Annotated in this window: 19 protein-coding genes; 14 read left to right on the top strand and 5 right to left on the bottom strand. The window is 64.2% G+C overall.

The genetic code is table 11. The features are described 5' to 3' along the window. Positions 1-4: 4 nt before the first annotated feature. Together dapF and AX725_RS04670 are read right to left on the bottom strand one after the other, a co-directional pair. Complete coding sequence (dapF, locus tag AX725_RS04675; RefSeq protein WP_060977139.1) at positions 5-799, bottom strand: diaminopimelate epimerase; 795 nt, start codon at positions 797-799, stop codon at positions 5-7. Positions 800-840: 41 nt separating this feature from the next. Further along, complete coding sequence (locus AX725_RS04670) at positions 841-2529, bottom strand: putative bifunctional diguanylate cyclase/phosphodiesterase (RefSeq protein ID WP_155645994.1); 1689 nt, start codon at positions 2527-2529, stop codon at positions 841-843. A 417-nt stretch (positions 2530-2946) separates the two neighbouring features. Between AX725_RS04670 and ffh the strand changes: the two genes are divergently transcribed. The 11 genes from ffh (at position 2947) to AX725_RS04615 (ending at position 11110) form a co-directional block, all read left to right on the top strand. Next, a complete protein-coding gene (gene ffh, locus AX725_RS04665; protein WP_060977138.1) occupies positions 2947-4452 on the top strand; it encodes a signal recognition particle protein in 1506 nt (501 codons plus the stop codon). A 38-nt stretch (positions 4453-4490) separates the two neighbouring features. Further along, positions 4491-4919 carry a 30S ribosomal protein S16 gene (gene rpsP / locus AX725_RS04660; RefSeq protein ID WP_060977137.1) on the top strand — a complete coding sequence of 143 codons (429 nt, stop codon included), beginning with the start codon at positions 4491-4493 and terminating at the stop codon, positions 4917-4919. Positions 4920-4969: 50 nt separating this feature from the next. Beyond that, the gene (rimM, locus tag AX725_RS04655; RefSeq protein ID WP_060977136.1) at positions 4970-5443 is read left to right on the top strand and encodes a ribosome maturation factor RimM; all 474 of its coding nucleotides are present in this window, start codon (positions 4970-4972) and stop codon (positions 5441-5443) included. Positions 5444-5474: 31 nt separating this feature from the next. Next, on the top strand, positions 5475-5741 hold the full coding sequence (locus AX725_RS04650; protein ID WP_060977135.1) for an AbrB/MazE/SpoVT family DNA-binding domain-containing protein: 267 nt from the start codon (positions 5475-5477) through the stop codon (positions 5739-5741). After that, the gene (locus AX725_RS04645) at positions 5738-6118 is read left to right on the top strand and encodes a type II toxin-antitoxin system VapC family toxin (RefSeq protein ID WP_208597799.1); all 381 of its coding nucleotides are present in this window, start codon (positions 5738-5740) and stop codon (positions 6116-6118) included. Before AX725_RS04650 ends, AX725_RS04645 begins: the two co-directional genes overlap by 4 nt. Then, positions 6115-6846 carry a tRNA (guanosine(37)-N1)-methyltransferase TrmD gene (gene trmD, locus AX725_RS04640; RefSeq protein WP_060977134.1) on the top strand — a complete coding sequence of 244 codons (732 nt, stop codon included), beginning with the start codon at positions 6115-6117 and terminating at the stop codon, positions 6844-6846. Before AX725_RS04645 ends, trmD begins: the two co-directional genes overlap by 4 nt. A gap of 10 nt (positions 6847-6856) precedes the next feature. Further along, positions 6857-7246 carry a 50S ribosomal protein L19 gene (gene rplS / locus AX725_RS04635; RefSeq protein ID WP_023836465.1) on the top strand — a complete coding sequence of 130 codons (390 nt, stop codon included), beginning with the start codon at positions 6857-6859 and terminating at the stop codon, positions 7244-7246. A gap of 96 nt (positions 7247-7342) precedes the next feature. Beyond that, positions 7343-9196, top strand: coding sequence for a tetratricopeptide repeat protein (locus tag AX725_RS04630; protein ID WP_081097148.1), 1854 nt, complete (start codon positions 7343-7345; stop codon positions 9194-9196). Between the two features lie 150 nt (positions 9197-9346). Next, positions 9347-10372 carry an aspartate-semialdehyde dehydrogenase gene (locus AX725_RS04625; RefSeq protein ID WP_023836467.1) on the top strand — a complete coding sequence of 342 codons (1026 nt, stop codon included), beginning with the start codon at positions 9347-9349 and terminating at the stop codon, positions 10370-10372. Positions 10373-10422: 50 nt separating this feature from the next. Further along, complete coding sequence (locus AX725_RS04620) at positions 10423-10689, top strand: FitA-like ribbon-helix-helix domain-containing protein (protein WP_155645993.1); 267 nt, start codon at positions 10423-10425, stop codon at positions 10687-10689. Further along, entirely contained in the window at positions 10673-11110 is a 438-nt protein-coding gene (locus AX725_RS04615) for a type II toxin-antitoxin system VapC family toxin (protein WP_060977131.1), read from the top strand. The genes AX725_RS04620 and AX725_RS04615 overlap by 17 nt, the downstream gene beginning before the upstream one ends. 5 nt (positions 11111-11115) lie before the next feature. Here AX725_RS04615 and AX725_RS04610 read toward each other — a convergent pair whose 3' ends face one another. From AX725_RS04610 to AX725_RS04600, 3 genes are read right to left on the bottom strand one after another with little or no spacing between them, the layout of a single operon-like run. Then, entirely contained in the window at positions 11116-12702 is a 1587-nt protein-coding gene (locus AX725_RS04610) for a DHA2 family efflux MFS transporter permease subunit (RefSeq protein WP_060977130.1), read from the bottom strand. Positions 12703-12708: 6 nt separating this feature from the next. After that, complete coding sequence (locus AX725_RS04605) at positions 12709-13821, bottom strand: HlyD family secretion protein (RefSeq protein WP_208597798.1); 1113 nt, start codon at positions 13819-13821, stop codon at positions 12709-12711. After that, positions 13814-14248 carry a MarR family winged helix-turn-helix transcriptional regulator gene (locus AX725_RS04600; protein ID WP_060977129.1) on the bottom strand — a complete coding sequence of 145 codons (435 nt, stop codon included), beginning with the start codon at positions 14246-14248 and terminating at the stop codon, positions 13814-13816. Before AX725_RS04600 ends, AX725_RS04605 begins: the two co-directional genes overlap by 8 nt. A 93-nt stretch (positions 14249-14341) precedes the next feature. Here AX725_RS04600 and AX725_RS04595 point away from each other — a divergent pair, with 93 nt between their 5' ends. The 3 genes from AX725_RS04595 to AX725_RS04585 all read left to right on the top strand — a co-directional run bounded on the left by AX725_RS04595 (position 14342) and on the right by AX725_RS04585 (position 17659). Next, positions 14342-14992 (top strand): 2-hydroxychromene-2-carboxylate isomerase, encoded by a 651-nt coding sequence (locus AX725_RS04595; RefSeq protein ID WP_060977128.1) that lies wholly within the window; start codon positions 14342-14344, stop codon positions 14990-14992. Further along, positions 14989-15756, top strand: a complete 768-nt coding sequence (locus tag AX725_RS04590; protein WP_060977127.1) for an alpha/beta fold hydrolase — start codon at positions 14989-14991, stop codon at positions 15754-15756. The genes AX725_RS04595 and AX725_RS04590 overlap by 4 nt, the downstream gene beginning before the upstream one ends. A 61-nt stretch (positions 15757-15817) precedes the next feature. Then, a complete protein-coding gene (locus AX725_RS04585; RefSeq protein ID WP_060977126.1) occupies positions 15818-17659 on the top strand; it encodes a M2 family metallopeptidase in 1842 nt (613 codons plus the stop codon). Positions 17660-17779: the final 120 nt, after the last annotated feature.

The following is a 17779-nucleotide window of genomic DNA, read 5'->3' as shown; positions in this document are numbered from 1 at the left end:
ATCGTCAGAGGTCGATCTCGCCGGTAAAGACATGGGTGGTGGGGCCGGTCATCTGCACACGGCCGCCAGGCTGCCAGTCGATGATCAGCGTGCCGCCGGGCAGGTGGACGGGCACCGGTCCGGTCACCAGCTTGCGGCGAATCGCGGCGACGGCGGTAGCGCACGCGCCCGTTCCGCAGGCCTGGGTCAGCCCTGCGCCGCGCTCCCAGACCCGCAGGTGCAGGCCATCGTCTGCGAGATGCGCGACGTTGACGTTGACGCGTGCGGGAAAGAGCGGGTCATGCTCGATGATCGGGCCCAGCCGGTCGAGCTCGACGGCATGGGCATCGGGCACGAAGAAGATGACGTGCGGATTGCCCATGCTGACCGCGACAGGATCGGCCAGCTCTTCCCAGCCCACCGGCATGGTCAGCGTGTCCATGGCATAGGCCAGCGGAATGGCGTTCCAGTCGAGGCCCGGCGGACCCATGTCGATGGTCACGGCACCATCGGCCATCGTCCCGCCGAGCAGACCCGCAGCGGTCTCGATCGTGACATCGCGCCCCGCCAGCGCGACGACGCAGCGCGTGGCATTGCCGCAGGCTGCGGCCTCGCTGCCGTCCTGGTTGAAGATCTGCATGAAGAAATCGGCGCGCTGCGAGGGTCGCATCACGATCAGCTGGTCGCAGCCGATGCCGCGATGCCGGTCGGACAGCGCGCGCGCCTGCTCGCCGCTCAGCGCGAGATCGTGGCTCCGCGCATCGAAAATGACGAAGTCATTGCCGAGCCCGTGCATCTTGTGGAAGCGGTGTTTCGCCATGGCGGCGCTTTAACGCGGGTGCGCCCGCGAGGGAAGCGCGATCACTCGCCGCGCGCGGCGCGCAGCTGCGGTTCGGTGAACTGTTCGGGCTCCGCGCTGACCGTCGGCTGGGGTGTCCAGCCCAGGCCGAGCAGGTTGCGCTCGGCCAGCAGGCGACGTGCCTGTTCGACCGACAGCGGCTGGCCGAAATGGAAACCCTGGCCCTTGGCGCAGCCGATCTCGGCAAGATGCGCGATCAAGTCGCCATCCTCGATGCCTTCGGCGGTGATCGGCAGGCCCATGGACTCGCCGAGCAGCGCGATGGTCTGGACGATCGCGCGGCTTTCCTTGCTCTCGTTCATCGAGGTGACGAAGCTGCGGTCGATCTTGATCCGGTCGAACGGCAGCGCGCGCAGATGCGCCAGCGAGCTGTAGCCGGTGCCGAAATCGTCGAGCGCGACGCGCACGCCCTGGTTCTTGAGGCTGCCGATGATCGACTGCGCCAGGCCCATATTCTCGAACAGGCAGCTTTCGGTGATTTCGATCTCGAGCCTGCTGGCCGGAAAGCCGGTCTCGACCAGCAGCTTGACGATCTTCTGCGCCAGCCACGGATCGCGCAGCTGCACGGGCGAGATATTGACCGAGATCGACAGGCTCTGGTCCCAGCCGCGTGCATCTTCCATCGCCTGGCGGATGACGCAGGCGGAAAGGTCGCCGATCATGCCGGTATCCTCGGCGATCGGGATGAAGATGTCGGGCGAGACCTGGCCGAGCTCGGGCGAATTCCAGCGTGCCAGCACCTCGAACCCGATCAACGTGCCGGTGTTGAGATCGATCTGCTGCTCGTAATAGGGCACGAACTCGCCGCGGCCGATGCCGACGCGCATGCCCGATTCGATCTTGTTGCGGAACTGGACCTCGTTCTCCATGCGCGGATCGAACCAGCAATAGCGGTTCCGTCCGTGCTTCTTGCTGGCGTACATCGCGATGTCGGCGCGGCGCATCAGAACGTCGAGGCTGTTGTCGCACTGGTCGGCGCGGGCGATGCCGATCGAGGCGGTAACGGTGAGTTCGGCGGTGCCGCTGCTGGCAGGGCCCGTGATCGGCTTGCTGACCTGTTCGATCAGGTCTTCGGCCACACGTTGCACGGTCTCGGGGAAGTCCGCGTCGAAGATGAAGGTGCAGGCGAACTCGTCGCCGCCCAGTCGTGCGACATGGCTGTTGGGGGGCATCGTCGCCTTGAGCCGCCGTGCCACCTCGACCAGGACCTTGTCGCCCGCATCATGGCCTTGGATGTCGTTGATATTCTTGAAATTGTCGAGATCGAGCATCAGGTAGGCGACGGTCATGTCGCGCCGCGTCGCCTGTGCGATCAGGCTGGCCGTGGCCTCGCCGATCGCGCGACGGTTGAGGCAGCCGGTCAGCGGATCGGTGACGGCGAGCGTCTTGGCCTGTTCCTCGGCATTCTTGTGGTGGGCGATCTCGCGGTGCAGTTCGCTATAGCGTCGCCAGCCGAAGATGATCAGCGCGATGTTGAGCAGCAAGGCGCTGACTGCAATGCTGTTGGGCGAGACTGCGGCGCCGTTATAGTGCCGGATCGCATCGGGCATGATGCTGCCGGCCGTGCCGATGAACATGACGATGGCCGCCGTCATGATGCCGCCGGCGACGAAATCGCGGCTGCGCGTGACGCGCCCGCTCAGGTCGTCGGTGCGGCTGCTGCCGGGATTGGCGATGGTCTCATGCGGCACAATCATTCCCCTCAACCGAGACGTGGAGTCCGGTCGAATGGTGGCAGCCTAAGCAAGGATCGTTAAAAGAGTGTTTATGCGAATACCGCCAATATGGGGGTGAGGCGCGGAAATCTGCGGGATGTGGTGGTAAACCGCCGGTTAACGTTGGCTTCGGCGCGGCAGGGTTGCTCGGCGCTCGGCAGTCGGGGCTTGCCAAATGCGGCAAGCTGCTCTAGGGGCGCGTCAGCCTTGCGCGCAGGTTCTGCGTTCATGGCACCCAGTTCAGCCGCTTATACCGCATTGTCGGTTCATGCGCGCGCCGGTCGGCGAGGTTTCGCCCACCGGCGATTTTTGCGTTTGGCGTGCGGCGGTTCGGGGTGTCCTTGATCGGGCCGGTGCGGGCAGCCATCTGGGCGGACAGAAGGAGACGCGGATATGTTCGATAATCTGACTGATCGCCTTGGCGGCGTGTTCGACCGGCTGCGCGGGCGCGGCGCGCTGAAGGAAGAGGATGTCCGCGCCGCGATGCGCGAGGTGCGCATCGCGCTGCTCGAGGCCGATGTCGCGCTCCCGGTCGTCCGCGATTTCATCAACACCGTCACCGAACAGGCCGTCGGCCAGACGGTGCTCAAGTCGGTCGCGCCCGGCCAGCAGGTCGTCAAGATCGTCAACGATGCGCTGACCGAGATGCTGGGCTCCGAAGCCAGCGATCTCGACCTCGCTGTCGCGCCGCCCGCCGTGATCATGATGGTCGGCCTGCAGGGTTCGGGCAAGACCACCAGCACCGCCAAGATCGCCAAGCTGCTGAAGGAAAAGCACGGCAAGAAGGTGATGATGGCCTCGCTCGACGTGCAGCGTCCGGCGGCGCAGGAGCAGCTCAAGGTGCTGGGCGAGCAGGTCAATGTCGCTACGCTGCCGATCGTCGCGGGCCAGATGCCGGTCGATATCGCGCGGCGTGCGCTGCAATCGGCCAAGCTTCAGTCGTTCGACGTGGTGATGCTCGATACCGCAGGCCGTCTGCATGTCGATCAGCAGCTGATGGACGAGATGAAGGCGGTGGCCGCCGAGGCGACCCCCAAGGAAATCCTGCTCGTTGTCGACTCGCTGACCGGTCAGGACGCGGTCAACGTTGCGCAGAACTTCTCTGATCAGGTGCCGCTGACCGGCGTCGTGCTGACCCGCATGGACGGCGATGCACGCGGCGGTGCGGCGCTATCGATGCGCGCTGTCACCGGCCGCCCGATCAAGTTCGTCGGCATGGGCGAGAAGATGGACGCGATCGAGCCGTTCCATCCGGGCCGGGTCGCAGGCCGCATCCTGGGCATGGGCGATGTCGTCAGCCTGGTCGAGAAGGCGGCGGCGACGGTCGAGAAGGAAGACGCGGACAAGCTTGCGGCCAAGATGGCCAAGGGTCAGTTCGACATGAACGACCTGCGCACCCAGCTGCGGCAGATGACCAAGATGGGCGGGCTGGGCGCGCTGGCTGGCATGATGCCGGGCATGAAGAAGGCCAAGGCAGCGATGCAGGCGAGCGGCATCGAGGACAAGGTGCTGGTGCACATGGATGCGATCATCGGATCGATGACGCCCAAGGAGCGCGAGAAGCCCGGCCTTCTGAATGCCAAGCGCAAGATCCGCATCGCCAAGGGATCGGGCACCACCGTGCAGGACGTCAACCGGGTGATCAAGATGCACCAGGAGATGGAAGGCGCGATGAAGAAGATCCGCAAGATGGGCGGATTGAAGGGCCTTGCTGCCATGTTCGGCGGCGGCGGCGGTGGAGACGGCGGCATGGGCGGCCTTGGCGGCGGCAAGATGCCGACCGAGGACGACATTGCCGGGCTGCTCGGCGGCGGTGGCGGCAAGGGCATTGCCGGCGGGCTTCCGGGTCTTCCGGGCGGACTTCCCCCCGGTTTTCAGAATTTCAACAAGAAGAAGTGATTTCGTTTTTCAAATTCATCAGAAAGGTAAGGTCTACAATGTCGATTTCCATGCGTCTGTCGCGCGGCGGTTCCAAGAAGCGCCCCTATTACAAGATCGTCGTCGCCAACAGCCGCGCGCCCCGCGACGGCAAGTATCTTGAGCAGATCGGCACCTACAACCCGCTGCTCGCCAAGGATTCGGGCGAGCGCGTGAAGATCAACGAAGAGCGCGCCAAGCACTGGCTGTCGGTCGGCGCGCAGCCCACCGATCGCGTGGCCCGTTTCCTCGATGCCGCCGGCCTCAAGGAGCGCAAGGCTACCGTGAACCCCAAGAAGGGCGAGCCGGGCGAAAAGGCCAAGGAACGCGCCGAGGAAAAGGCCGCCAAGCTGGCTGAGGCCGAAGAAGCCGCCAAGGCCGCTGCCGAAGCTCCGGCTGCTGAAGAAGCTCCGGCTGAAGAAGCCGCTGCCGAACAGGCCGAAGGCTGATCGACTGAGCCGGAGTGGTCCTGTCCGGCCACTCCGGTTCCGGTTCTGCAATGTCTGATCGCCCCATCACCCTGGCCGTGATCGTCGGCGCGCATGGCGTGACCGGCGAGGTGCGCGTGAAGCTCTTCGGCTCGGGGATCGATGCGCTGAAGGCGCACAAGAGCTTCAACAACGGCGCGCTGACGCTCAAGTCGCTGCGCCCGCAAAAGGATCTCGGCATCGCGCGCTTTGCCGAGATCGCCGACCGCAATGCGGCAGAGGCCGCACGCGGCACCGAACTCACCGTTCCCCGTTCCGCGCTCCCGCCGCTGGGCGAGGGCGAATATTATCATGCCGACCTGATCGGATTGCCCGTGGTGTCTGAAATCGGCGCCGCGCTCGGCACCGTGCGCGCGGTCGAGAATTTCGGCGCGGGCGATGTGCTCGACATCGTGGGCGAAGACGGCAAGAGTTTCATGGTGCCGGTGACCGCGGGGGAAATCGACGAAACCCGCGTCGTCATTGACCCGGTCTGGGCCGAATAGTATATACAGCACGTATATACAGGAGGCTCTGATGGGCAAGGAATATCGCGCAAAGAGCTTCAAGTCGGGCAACTCCGTCGCCATCCGCATGCCCGCCGCGCTGGGCATCGAGCCGGATCGTGAGTGGACCATCGTCGAAAAGGATGGTGCGCTTGTGATCGGGCCAGCCCCCGAGCAGGCCAAGAAAATCGATGTCAGCGGTTTCTGGGGCAAGGCACCGGGCCTGCATGTTCCTGTTCGCGAGGATTTCGAAGAGCGGCCAAGCTCCATCGATGCTAGGTCGAAATTGGGCCGGTGAGCGTTCATTATCTGATCGATTCGGACTGTGCCGTCTATGCCATGACAGCAACGTTCGAGCCGTTGCGGCATCGTCTTGAGCAATGCGAACCCGGCGAGGTCGCGCTTTCGGCCGTTACCTTTGCGGAGATTTTTCTGGGGTCAAAGCAGGGTAAACCGCCGCCTGTCGAGGTGGTCGAGGCGTTTCTGCTGCAGATACCTCTGCTGCCATTTGATGAGGCCGCGGCAAGAGCCTATGCTGAATTGCCCTTCAAGCGAGCCCGTTTCGACCGACTGCTGGCTGCGCATGCGCTGAGCATCGGGGCGACCATCGTAACGAACAACGAAGGCGATTTTGCCGATATCCCTGGCCTGAAGGTCGAGAACTGGACGCTATGACCTTCGCTGCCCAAGTTCTCACGCTCTACCCGGAAATGTTCCCCGGGCCGCTGGGTCATAGCCTCGCCGGGCGGGCGCTTGCCGAGAGGCGGTGGTCGCTCGATGCCATCCAGATCCGCGATTTTGCGACCGACAAGCACCGGAGCGTCGATGATACGCCGGCGGGCGGCGGGGCAGGGATGGTGCTGCGCGCCGATGTGCTTGCGAGCGCGGTCGATCATGCGCTGGAACGCTCTCCCCATGCCCCAGTCATCGCGATGACGCCGCGCGGCGCGCCGCTGACGCAAGCCCGCGTGCGACAGCTGGCGGCGGGGCCGGGGGTCACCATCTTGTGCGGGCGATTCGAGGGATTCGACCAGCGTCTGTTCGACGCGCGGCCGATCGAGGAGATTTCGATCGGCGATTACGTGCTTTCGGGCGGAGAAACCGGGGCTTTGGTGCTGCTTGACGCTTGCGTTCGGCTATTGCCCGATGTAATGGGCGCGTCTTCCAGCGGAGACGAAGAATCGTTCGAGAACGGTTTGCTCGAATATCCGCACTACACCCGACCTCAAATCTGGGAAGGGCGTGCGATCCCCGAAGTGCTGCGATCGGGGGATCACGCGAAAATCCGGGCCTGGCGCGAAGCGCAGGCTGCGGAGATCACACGGCTAAGGCGGCCGGATCTTTGGGAGCGCCATGGGGGCACTCCGGATCGGTCGCCCTCTGGTGCGCGGCGAAAGACATGAGGACAGGTCGATGAACCTTATCCAGACGCTCGAAGCGGAAGCTATCGAGGAATTCAAGTCGAAGAAGTCCATCCCCGATTTCCGGGCTGGCGATACCGTTCGCGTCGGCGTGCGCGTGGTCGAAGGCGACCGCACCCGCGTCCAGAATTACGAAGGCGTGTGCATTGCACGTTCGAACCGGGGCCTGGGCTCCAACTTCACCGTGCGCAAGATCTCGTTCGGTGAGGGCGTCGAGCGCGTGTTCCCGCTCTATTCGCCGAACATCGATTCGATCACCGTCGTCCGTCGCGGTGTCGTGCGTCGTGCGAAGCTCTATTATCTGCGTGGCCTGACCGGCAAGCGCGCTCGTATCGCCGAGCGCCGCGACAACCGTCCGGCAAAGGAAAATGCCGAGGGCTGAACCCTTTTCGGCATAGCCTGAGACAAGCAAGAGGGCGGTCCGCAAGGGCCGCCCTTTTTCGTTGCGCTCGGGCGCAGCTTTGCGCAGGGATGCGCGATGGCATTACCTCCCGGACCCGCACAGCAGATCATTCCTCGCGCGATGGCGCAGCTCAAGGCGGGTGATGCCGCCGCTGCCCGGCTGACCTTTTACGGCCTGCCGCCCGCTGACCAGGCGCATCCCGACTGCCTGTTCGTGCGGGCGCTGATCGATCGCGCGCTCGGAAGGCTCGACGATGCCCGCCAGGCGCTGGCGAGCGCGATCGAGGCAGACGCGATGATCCCGCAGCTGTGGAAGCTCTATGCCGAAGTGCTGGACGCTCTGGGCAACCCTGCCGAGGCGCTGCGCGCGGTTGACCGCGCCGCAGCCATTGCCCCGGGTTATGTCGACGCGTGGCATGACATGGCGGCGCTGGCGATGCGGATGAGCGAACTCGATCTCGCCGAGCAGGCGCTGGTCAACCTTGGCAGGGTCAAGCCGGACGATGCCCGGCTGCCTGCACTCCGCGCCGCTCTGGCCCAGGCGCGCGGCGACCATGATGCGGCGATCGAAGGATTTCGCGCGGTGCTCGGCGCCAAGTCGAACGACCGGCGCGCGTTGCACAATCTGGCGGTGTCCTTGCGCGAGACCGATCGGCACGAGGAGGCGCTGGCGGCGGTGGATGAGGCCCTGCGGCACCGGATCGACCTGCCGGAAACCCATACGTTGCGCGCGCATCTGCTGGCCGAGCTGGGTCGTTACGACGCGGCGATCGACCAGTATCGCGATGTCATCGCCCGCTTTCCCGAGTTTCTCGATGCGCACGAGACCTTCGCCCGGCTTCTGCCGCAGCTGACAGGGGGCAGTGCGCTGGCGTTGAACGGCTATCGGGCGTCGCTGGGTGACCGGCCCGGGTCCAGGCCGCTATGGCTGTCGGCGATCGCGACGGCCAAGGCGCTGGGCGAAATCGATCAGATGCGCGCCTGGGCCGACGAGGCGCTGGCGCGGTTTGGGGATACGCCCGACATGCTGTTCCTGCGCGCCACCGCCGATATTGCCGCGCGCGACTGGCACGCGGCACGGCCCCGGCTGGAAGCGCTGGTTGCCGCGCATCCGGACAGCCATAGCGCGCAGCTCAACCTGGCGCATGTGCTGCTTGCGCAGGGCGATGCGAAGGGCGCCGAGACGCATGCCCTGGAAGCGTCGCGGCTGAATCGCGACGACCAGTCCGCCTGGTCGCTGCTGACGATCATCTGGCGGCTGCTGGACGATCCGCGCGAGGCCTGGCTGGCCGATTACGATCGGTTCGTGATGCCGGTCGATCTTGCTGCTCCCGAGGGCTGGAGCGACATGCCGAGCTTCCTCGCCGAACTGAAACCCGTGCTCGAGGCGCTGCACACGACGCAGTTGCACCCGGCCGAACAGACGCTGCGCGGCGGCACCCAGACGCGTGGCCTGCTGTTCCAGAAGCGCCATCCCGCGATCCAGGGGCTCAAGGCTTCCATCCATCATGCGATCGCCAGCCAGCTCGCCGGGCTGACTTTCGACATGGATCATCCGTTCCTTGGACGGATGGGCGACGATATCCGATTTGCCGGCTCCTGGTCGGTGCGGCTGGCGAGCGAGGGTTTTCATGTCAGCCATATCCATCCGGCGGGCTGGCTGAGCTCGGCCTGCTATATCAGCCTGCCGCCCGAAGTCGCGCATGGCGATGACAATGCGGGGGCGCTGCAGTTCGGCGTGCCCGACAGCGTGTTCGGGCTGGACCTTGCACCCCGCAGGATAGTTGCCCCTGCCGAAGGACGGCTGGTGATCTTCCCCAGCTATATGTGGCACGGAACGCTGCCGTTCGAGAGCGCCGCCCATCGCATGACCGTAGCATTTGATGCGATGCCCCAAGCGGTGCTTTCGATGAACAATATTCTGGTGTGAATTCGCGTTTTGTGGGTCATTTAGTTGCACCGGTAACCGGCGGTTTGAAATAGTCAGCCACAGACTGTCGCATTGGGGTTACTCGCGGCTTGTATTGCCGGGGGTAAAGGGCTAGGCGCGCCGGTGCATTTGCACTGGAGGTTAGATCAAGTGGGTTATCGTGTTGCCGTTGTCGGCGCGACCGGAAATGTCGGTCGCGAAATGCTCGCCATCCTGGCGGAGCGCGAGTTTCCGATTGCCGAGATTGCGGCGGTCGCCTCGCCGCGCTCGACGGGATCGATGATCGAGTTCGGCGAAACCGGCAAAATGCTCAAAGTCCAGAATATCGAGCATTTCGATTTCACCGGCTGGGACATCGCGCTGTTCGCCGCAGGCTCGGCCGCAACCAAGATCTATGCGCCCAAGGCTGCCTCGCAAGGCTGTGTGGTGATCGACAACTCGTCGCTCTATCGCATGGAGCCGGACGTGCCGCTGATCGTGCCGGAAGTGAACCCCGATGCGATCGACGGCTATACGCAGCGCAACATCATCGCCAACCCCAATTGCTCGACTGCGCAGCTGGTCGTCGCGCTGAAGCCGCTGCACGATGCCGCGACGATCAAGCGCGTCGTCGTCGCCACCTATCAGTCGGTGTCGGGCGCGGGCAAGGAAGGCATGGACGAGCTGTTCGAGCAGTCGCGCAACATCTTTGTCGGTGACAGCGCCGAGCCGAAGAAGTTCACCAAGCAGATCGCGTTCAACATCATTCCGCATATCGACGTGTTCCTGGACGATGGATCGACCAAGGAAGAGTGGAAGATGGTGGTCGAGACCAAGAAGATCCTCGACCCCAAGATCAAGCTGACCGCGACCTGCGTGCGTGTGCCCGTGTTCGTCGGCCATTCGGAAGCGGTGAACATCGAGTTCGAGAACGAGCTGAGCGCCGAAGACGCACAGAAGATCCTCCGCGAAGCCCCCGGCATCATGCTGGTCGACAAGCGCGAAGACGGCGGATACGTGACCCCGGTCGAATGCGTCGGCGATGGCGCGACCTATATCAGCCGCGTGCGCGACGACAGCACGGTCGAAAACGGCATTTCGCTGTGGTGCGTGTCGGACAACCTGCGCAAGGGCGCCGCACTCAACGCGGTGCAGATCGCCGAACTGCTCGGTCGCCGCCACCTCAAAAAGGGCTGATCTTGCCGCGATGATAGCGTTTTGCTATCATCGCGCGCATGGGACAGGCCTTGATCCGCAAGATCAGCGATGAAACGCTGGAAAGCTATCGTGCCCTCGCGCGTGAGCGGGGCACATCGCTTGAGGCGGAACTGCGCGATCTGATCGAGGCGCACCGTCCGCTGGTGAAAAAGCCTGCTGCGCAGTTGCGGCAACTTTCGGACAAAGCGCTGGCTTTGACAGCGCCGGATGCGCCGCTGGGTAGCGACAGTACGATGATGGTCCGTGAAGATCGCGACACCCAGCACGGCAAATGGACCGATGACGCTGGTCGTTGACGCCAGCGTAGCTGTCAAATGGCTGGTCCGCGAGCACGATACTGATGCGGCGCGTCAGCTCTTCGCTTTGCCCGACCCACTGATTGCGCCTGACTGGTTGATCGTCGAGGCCGCCAACACCTTTTGGCGCAAGGTCAAGGCGGCGGAGCTGGCAGAAGGCAATGCCAAGCAGAATCTCAATGATCTGCCTGAGTTCTTCAGCCGTCTATATCCGTCGCCCGGACTGGTCAGCGGTGCTCTTGCCATCGCCTTTCACGTTCGACACCCGGTTTATGACTGCCTCTATATCGAGCTGGCCCGGCAAATGGGATGCAGGATGGTCACGGCGGACAAGGAATTGCTGAAACGGGTGGCCGGTTCGGAATATGCCGATCTGGTTGTCGATCTTGGCATCTATGCGATGCCCGAAAGTCCCACCTGACCCGCTCATTCCCCGATATGCACCGGCGCTCCGCCCATGTTTGCGGGTCGCTTGAGCAGCAGCAGCAGCGGGATGGCGCACAGGTTGACGATCATCATCGCGTGGAAATCGTCGATATAGGCGACCATCGCTGCCTGGCGGTTCACCTCGCCGTTGATCGCCATCATCGCCGCATCGCCCAGCGCGCCGAACCTTTCTATCGTGCCGGAATCGATCGCGGAGAGCGAGCTGTCGGTGATATGCGAGGCAAGGTCGCCATGGCTGACCTGGATGTTGCGGCCGAGCAGCGCGGTCATGGCCGAGATGCCGACCGATGCGCCGATGCTACGCGACAGGTTGAGCAGGCTGGCCCCATCGGTGCGATGGCGCGGCTGCAGGGTGGCGAACGCGGTCATGTTGAGCGGGATGAACACCAGCCCCATGCCCAGGCCCTGGACCAGGCCGGCCACGACCATCGGCTGCCAGCTCATTTCGAGTGACCAGCCGGTCATCATGTACAGCGAATAGGTCGAGATCGAGGCACCGGTGACCATCAGATAGCGCGGGTCGATTTTCGTCACCAGGCGGCCGGCTATCGCCATCGATACGAGAATGCCGAAACCGCGCGGGGCGAGCAGCAGGCCGGTGTCGAGCACGGTATAGCCGAACAGCTGCTGCAGCATCGGTGGCAGCAGCGCCATGCTGGCGAACATGACCATGCCGACGACGAGCATGAACAGCAGGGCGGCGGACATGTTGGGATTGCCCAGCAGCGAACGGTCGAACAGCGGTTGCCTGCCCCAGGTCATATGGACCGCGAACATCCACAGACAGCCGATGGCAATGGCGCCTTCGATCAGGATTTCGGTGCTGTCCAGCCAGTCGAGCTGGGTGCCGCGGTCGAGCATCACCTGCATGCTGGCGAGCCCGAGCGCGAGCATCGAAAAGCCGAACAGGTCGAATCGCCGGTCGGTCTTCGGACGGCTGGGCAGCAGCCACAGCATCAGGATGACCGTGACGATGCCGAGCGGCACGTTGATCAGGAACACCCAGCGCCAGTTGTAATTTTCGGTGAGCCATCCACCGATCACCGGTCCCATGATCGGCCCTACCATGATGCCCATGCCCCAAAGCGCCATGGCCTTGGCCTGCTTGCTCGGCGGGTTGATGTCCATCAGCACGGTCTGCGACAACGGGCCGATGAACGCGGCGCTGATCCCCTGAAAGGCGCGGAACAGCACCATCTCGCCCAGCCCCGTCGCCGCGCCGCAAAGCAGCGAGGACGCGGTGAAGGCGATTACCGCCCAGATGAACAGGTTGCGTGATCCGATCCGCTCGGCCAGCCAGCCGGTGATCGGGATCGCGATCGCCGAGGCGACGAGATAGCTGGTCAGCGCCCAGGTCACCGTTTCCGACGTCGCGCCCAGGCTCGATTCCATGTGCGGCAGCGCGACATTGGCGATGGTGGTGTCGAGAATCTGCATGATCGACGCCATCATCACCGCCAGTGTCAGCAAACCGTGGTGTTTGACCGGCAGCGTCGCAAAATCGCCCTGCGCAGCGGACGGCGGTGCGGCATGGCGTGCGGGGGCAGGGGCGGCGCGGCTGGCCATTGCCGGTTACTTGCGCTCGCCGGTGTCGATCGTGACCTCGGCAGAGAGCCCCGCGATCAGGCGGCGGTCAGTTGGCTTGTCGAGCCGGATCCGCACCGGCACGCGCTGCGTCACCTTCACCCAGTTGCCAGTCGCATTCTGCGCGGGCAGCACCGAGAATTCCGCGCCGGTGCCTGCGCCGATGCTCTCGACCCGTCCGGACAGCTTGAGATCGGGATAGGCGTCGAGCGTCACCTCGGCGGGCTGGCCCACGCGCATATGGTCGAGATCGGTTTCCTTGAAATTGGCCTCGATCCAGCTGCGGTCATCGACCACCAGCGTCAGCGCGGGGAGGCCGACGACCATGGCTTGCCCCTTTTGCAGCCGGTCCGCCTGCACGACGCGGCCGCTGACCGGCGCGCGGATGACGGTGCGGGCGAGGTTGAGCGCAGCGGTCTCGCGGCGCACGCGCGCCTGGGCGATCGCGGGATTGACCCCGGGCACCGCGCTGCCGGTGGCGAGCTTGGCGCGCGCATCGGCGGCATCGGCCTGCGCGGCCCGAAGCTGTTCGCGCGCCATCTGCACGCGACGTTCGGCCTCGTCGAGCCGCGCCTTGGTGGTGAAACCGCGCGCCATCAGCGCCTGCTGCCGCTCGAGATCGATCCTGGCATAATCGATCGCGTCCTGTGCGGCAGCGATGCCCACGCCGGTCGAGCGCGCCTCGCTGGCGAGCGTTGCGACCGAGACTTCGGCCCCGGCAATATCCGCATCCGCCTGGCGCACCGCGAGTTCATAGGGCTGCGGATCGATGCGGAACAGCACGTCGCCCGCCTTGACCGCCATGTTCTCGCGCACCCGCACGTCGATGATCGGGCCGCCGACCTCGGATGTCACCGCAACCTTGTCCTGCTGCACATAGGCATTGTCGGTCGAGACATAGCGGCCGCCTGACATCCAGTAATAGCCGCCCGCAACCGCCAGCGCGAGCGGGACCGAGACCATCACCACCCGCTTCAGCCACTTGCGCGGGGCCTTTTCCGCTGGCTGCGGCGGCACGGGAGAAGGGGAGGGTGCGCCCTGAGGCGATTCGACTTCCATCATGTCCTCGCCCACCGATATGCGCTCGTCGCGGTCAAGCATCGACGGCCTCCTTGCGCGAGAGATTGGCGCGAACGCGCTCGACCAGCCCGGCGAGCACCTGGCGCTCGTCTTCGCTGAGCCCGGCAAAGGCATGATCCTCGACCCGCCTGGCTTCGACTTCCAGCTGGCGGATCAGCCCGTCCGCCTTGTCGGTGAGATACAGGTTCCAGGCGCGCCGGTCATTGGGGTCGGGCTTGCGACAGACCATGCCGCTATCGGCCAGCCGGTCGATCATCCGCGACAGTGTGATCGGCTCGACCTCGAGCAGATCGGCCAGCTCGCTCTGCCGCATGCCCGGTTCGCGCTTCAACCGGGCAACGGTGCGCCATTGCAGGCTGGTCATGCCCAGATCGCGCAACATGCCATCAAGGGTGCGGCGATAGAGCCGCGCGGTGTCGTTGAGAAGAAAACCTACCGAGTCTGTCATGGCATGCGATATAATAGCATATGACATTATATGGAAGTGCAGTCAGCACAATTCCGTTTGCGCTAAACGCAATCTTTTGGCAGTCTGTGTGACATGACACTCACAGCCGATATCTTCTGGTCGTTCCGCTCGCCCTACAGCTATCTCGCGATGCGCCGCTATCGTGCAATGGAACAGCAATATGACCTCACGCTCAACCTTCGTCCGGTCTATCCGCTGGCGGTGCGCGAGCCGACCTTCTTCGAGCGCAACCATCCCGGTTGGCTGCGCTACACGCTGACCGACGTGTTCCGCCTGTCGCAATATCTCGGCATTCCGTTCTTCCCGCCCAATCCCGATCCGATCGTGCAGAACATGGCCACGCGGACGATCGCGGCGGATCAGCCCTATATCTATCGCATTACCCGCATGGGCCAGGCCGCAGCACGCATGGGCATGAGCCTTGCCTTCTGCGATGAGGTATCGCAGCTCATCTGGGGCGGGACCGCAAACTGGCACGAGGGCGATCACCTCAAGCATGCCGCCGAACGCGCGGGGCTCGACCTCGCCGAACTCGACGCTATCGCGGTTGCCGACGCCGAAGCGCTCGATGCCGAGCTCGCTGCGAACCAGGAAGCGCTCGAAATGGCCGGCCATTGGGGCGTTCCGACCCTGGTCTTCCAGGGCGAACCCTTTTTCGGCCAGGACCGCATCGGACTTGCCATCTGGCGCATGGAGCAGGCAGGCCTTAAAGAGCGGGGATGACCGCTTCAGCCAACAGCATCACCACCACCCGCATTCGCTCCTTCGACGGCACTGAACTTGCCTTGCACGAGACGGGGGAGGGCAGGCCGCTGCTGTTGCTGCATGGGCTGTTTTCCAGCGCGGAGACCAACTGGATCAAGTTCGGGCACGCGGCGAAGCTCGCGGCGGCGGGTTTTCGCGTCATCATGCCCGATCTGCGCGCGCATGGGCAGAGCGGCGCGCCGCATGATCCGGCGGCCTATCCGCGCGACGTACTGGTCGATGATGCGCTGTCGCTGATCGACACGCTCGGGCTCGACGATTTCGATCTCGGCGGATTTTCACTCGGCGCGCGAACGACGGCCAAGCTGCTGGCGGCGGGCGTGACGCCGGGCAAGGCGATCCTCGCGGGCATGGGCTGGGAAGGGCTGACCGGCTGGACGCGTCGGCGCGATTTCTTTGTCACCGCGATCGATCGGCGCGACGAGGTGAAGCGCGGAGACCCGCATTTCATGGCGGTCGCCTTCATGAAGACGCAGGGGATCGATCCGGTAGCGGCGCGGCTGCTGCTCGACAGTTTCGGTGTGGTCGATACCGATGCACTGGTGGCGCGCGACGTCCCGGTGCTGGTGGTCTGCGGGGCGGATGACCAGGACAACGGTTCCGCACCCGAGCTGGCGCGCCAGCTGAAACATGCGACCTATCGCGAGATCAAGGGTACGCACATGTCGAGCGTGCTCGAACCGGCGCTGGCCGAAGAAATGGTTTCATTTCTGACCACTTGACGCTGCATCGCTGCGGTTCCATCGTCCCGCGCGAATTGCCGTTCGCACAAGGACCAGCCGCATGAAATCGCTCAAATCGCTTGCTTCCGTGATCGCGCTGTCGGTCGCGACTGTCGCCGCCCCGGCCTTTGCCGAAGAGGCCGCCCCGCAAACCGCTGCCGCCAAGCCGACCGCCGACGATGCCGAGGCCTTTATCGCGGCGGCGGAGAAGGAGGGCTTCGATTACACGGTCTCGGCCAGCCGGGTGTTCTGGATCAATTCGACCTATCTGACCGACGATACCAACGCGCTCGCCGCCGAGGTCGGGGCCAAGGGCACCGAGATGCAGGTGCGCTTCGCGCTCGAAGCGGCGAAGTATAACGACGTCCCGGGCCTGAGCGCGGAAACGCGGCGCAAGCTCGACAAGCTGCGCGGCGGCATCGTCCTGCCCGCGCCGACCACCGAAGGCGCTGCGGCCGAGCTCAACACCATCGCCACCGAGCTTCAGTCGATCTACGGCAAGGGCAAGGGCACGCTCGATGGCAAGTCGGTCAGCGGTTCGGACATCGAAGCCGCGATGGGCGATGTCCGCGATCCGGCGAAGCTCAAGGAAATGTGGGTCAGCTGGCACGACAATGTCGGCGCGCCGATGAAGGACGATTACGCCCGCATGGTCGAGATCGCCAACCAGGGCGCGCGCGAGCTTGGCTTCAAGAATGTCGGCGCGATGTGGCGCGGCCAGTATGACATGAGCGCGGACGAGTTCGCGGCGCTCACCGAGAAGCTGTGGCAGCAGGTCAAGCCGCTCTATGACGATCTGCACTGCTACACCCGCACCAAGCTCAACGAGAAATATGGCGATGCGGTGCAGCCCAAGACCGGCCCGATCCGCGCCGATCTGCTCGGCAACATGTGGGCGCAGGAATGGGGCAACATCTACGACGTTGTGGCCCCCGCAGGCGCGGGCGATATCGGCTATGACGTGACCGAATTGCTCAAGGCGAAGAATTACGATCCGCTCAAGATGGTGAAGGGTGGCGAGGGCTTCTTCTCGTCATTGGGCTTCGCGCCGCTGCCCGAGACCTTCTGGCAGCGCTCGCAATTCGTGAAGCCGCAGGACCGCGAGGTGGTGTGCCATGCCTCGGCCTGGGACATCGACAACAAGGACGATATCCGCATCAAGATGTGCATCAAGGTGAATGCCGACGACTTCACCACGATCCATCACGAGCTGGGGCACAATTATTATCAACGGGCCTATAACAAGCAGGATCCGCTGCATCTCGACGGCGCGAATGACGGCTTTCACGAGGCGATCGGCGACATGGTGGCGCTTTCCATCACGCCCGATTATCTCGTCGAGATCGGCCTGCTCGACAAAGCCAAGGTGCCCGGTGCGGACAAGGATCTGGGCCTGTTGCTGCGCCAGGGCATGGACAAGCTGGCGTTCCTGCCCTTCGGCCTGCTGGTCGATCGTTGGCGCTGGGGCGTGTTCGACGGCTCGATCAAGCCCGCCGATTACAACGATGCGTGGACTGCGCTGCGCCTGCAATATCAGGGCATCGTGCCTCCGGCGGAGCGTCCGGACAATGCGTTCGATCCGGGCGCGAAATACCATATCCCCGGCAACACGCCCTATACGCGCTATTTCCTTGCGCGCATCCTGCAGTTCCAGTTCTACAAGGCGGCCTGCGACATCGCCGGCTGGAAGGGACCGCTCCATCGTTGCAGCTTCTATGGCAACAAGGAAGTGGGCAACCGGCTGAACGCGATGCTGGAAATGGGGGCATCCAAGCCCTGGCCCGATGCGCTCGAAGCCTTTACCGGTTCGCGCGAGATGGATGGCAGCGCGCTGGTCGAATATTTTGCGCCGCTGCAGACCTGGCTCAAGGACCAGAACAAGGGCAAGCAGTGCGGCTGGTGAGCCGCGCCTTTCAGAACCCCATCATCTAGCAACAAGGGCAAGCGACGCGGCTGGAAGGCCGTTTCGCTTGCCCTTGCTGGTTGATGGAGTGGAAAATTTGGGGCCTGTCTTCCTGAAGCG

Origin of the sequence: Blastomonas sp. CCH9-A1 (assembly GCF_001557175.1) — a bacterium.
GTDB lineage: Bacteria > Pseudomonadota > Alphaproteobacteria > Sphingomonadales > Sphingomonadaceae > Blastomonas > Blastomonas delafieldii_A.
Note: the sequence above shows the minus strand (reverse complement) of the source record. Positions and strands in the feature narration are given on the sequence as shown.

Coding starts and splice junctions, on each gene's coding strand:
- AX725_RS04590 (WP_060977127.1), top strand. CDS start 14,989: ATGACCGCTTCAGCCAACAGCATCACCACCACCCGCATTCGCTCCTTC.
- rplS (WP_023836465.1), top strand. CDS start 6,857: ATGAACCTTATCCAGACGCTCGAAGCGGAAGCTATCGAGGAATTCAAG.
- AX725_RS04615 (WP_060977131.1), top strand. CDS start 10,673: ATGACGCTGGTCGTTGACGCCAGCGTAGCTGTCAAATGGCTGGTCCGC.
- trmD (WP_060977134.1), top strand. CDS start 6,115: ATGACCTTCGCTGCCCAAGTTCTCACGCTCTACCCGGAAATGTTCCCC.
- AX725_RS04605 (WP_208597798.1), bottom strand. CDS start 13,821: ATGCTTGACCGCGACGAGCGCATATCGGTGGGCGAGGACATGATGGAA.
- AX725_RS04630 (WP_081097148.1), top strand. CDS start 7,343: ATGGCATTACCTCCCGGACCCGCACAGCAGATCATTCCTCGCGCGATG.
- AX725_RS04595 (WP_060977128.1), top strand. CDS start 14,342: ATGACACTCACAGCCGATATCTTCTGGTCGTTCCGCTCGCCCTACAGC.
- dapF (WP_060977139.1), bottom strand. CDS start 799: ATGGCGAAACACCGCTTCCACAAGATGCACGGGCTCGGCAATGACTTC.
- rpsP (WP_060977137.1), top strand. CDS start 4,491: ATGTCGATTTCCATGCGTCTGTCGCGCGGCGGTTCCAAGAAGCGCCCC.
- AX725_RS04610 (WP_060977130.1), bottom strand. CDS start 12,702: ATGGCCAGCCGCGCCGCCCCTGCCCCCGCACGCCATGCCGCACCGCCG.
- AX725_RS04585 (WP_060977126.1), top strand. CDS start 15,818: ATGAAATCGCTCAAATCGCTTGCTTCCGTGATCGCGCTGTCGGTCGCG.
- rimM (WP_060977136.1), top strand. CDS start 4,970: ATGTCTGATCGCCCCATCACCCTGGCCGTGATCGTCGGCGCGCATGGC.
- ffh (WP_060977138.1), top strand. CDS start 2,947: ATGTTCGATAATCTGACTGATCGCCTTGGCGGCGTGTTCGACCGGCTG.
- AX725_RS04650 (WP_060977135.1), top strand. CDS start 5,475: ATGGGCAAGGAATATCGCGCAAAGAGCTTCAAGTCGGGCAACTCCGTC.
- AX725_RS04600 (WP_060977129.1), bottom strand. CDS start 14,248: ATGACAGACTCGGTAGGTTTTCTTCTCAACGACACCGCGCGGCTCTAT.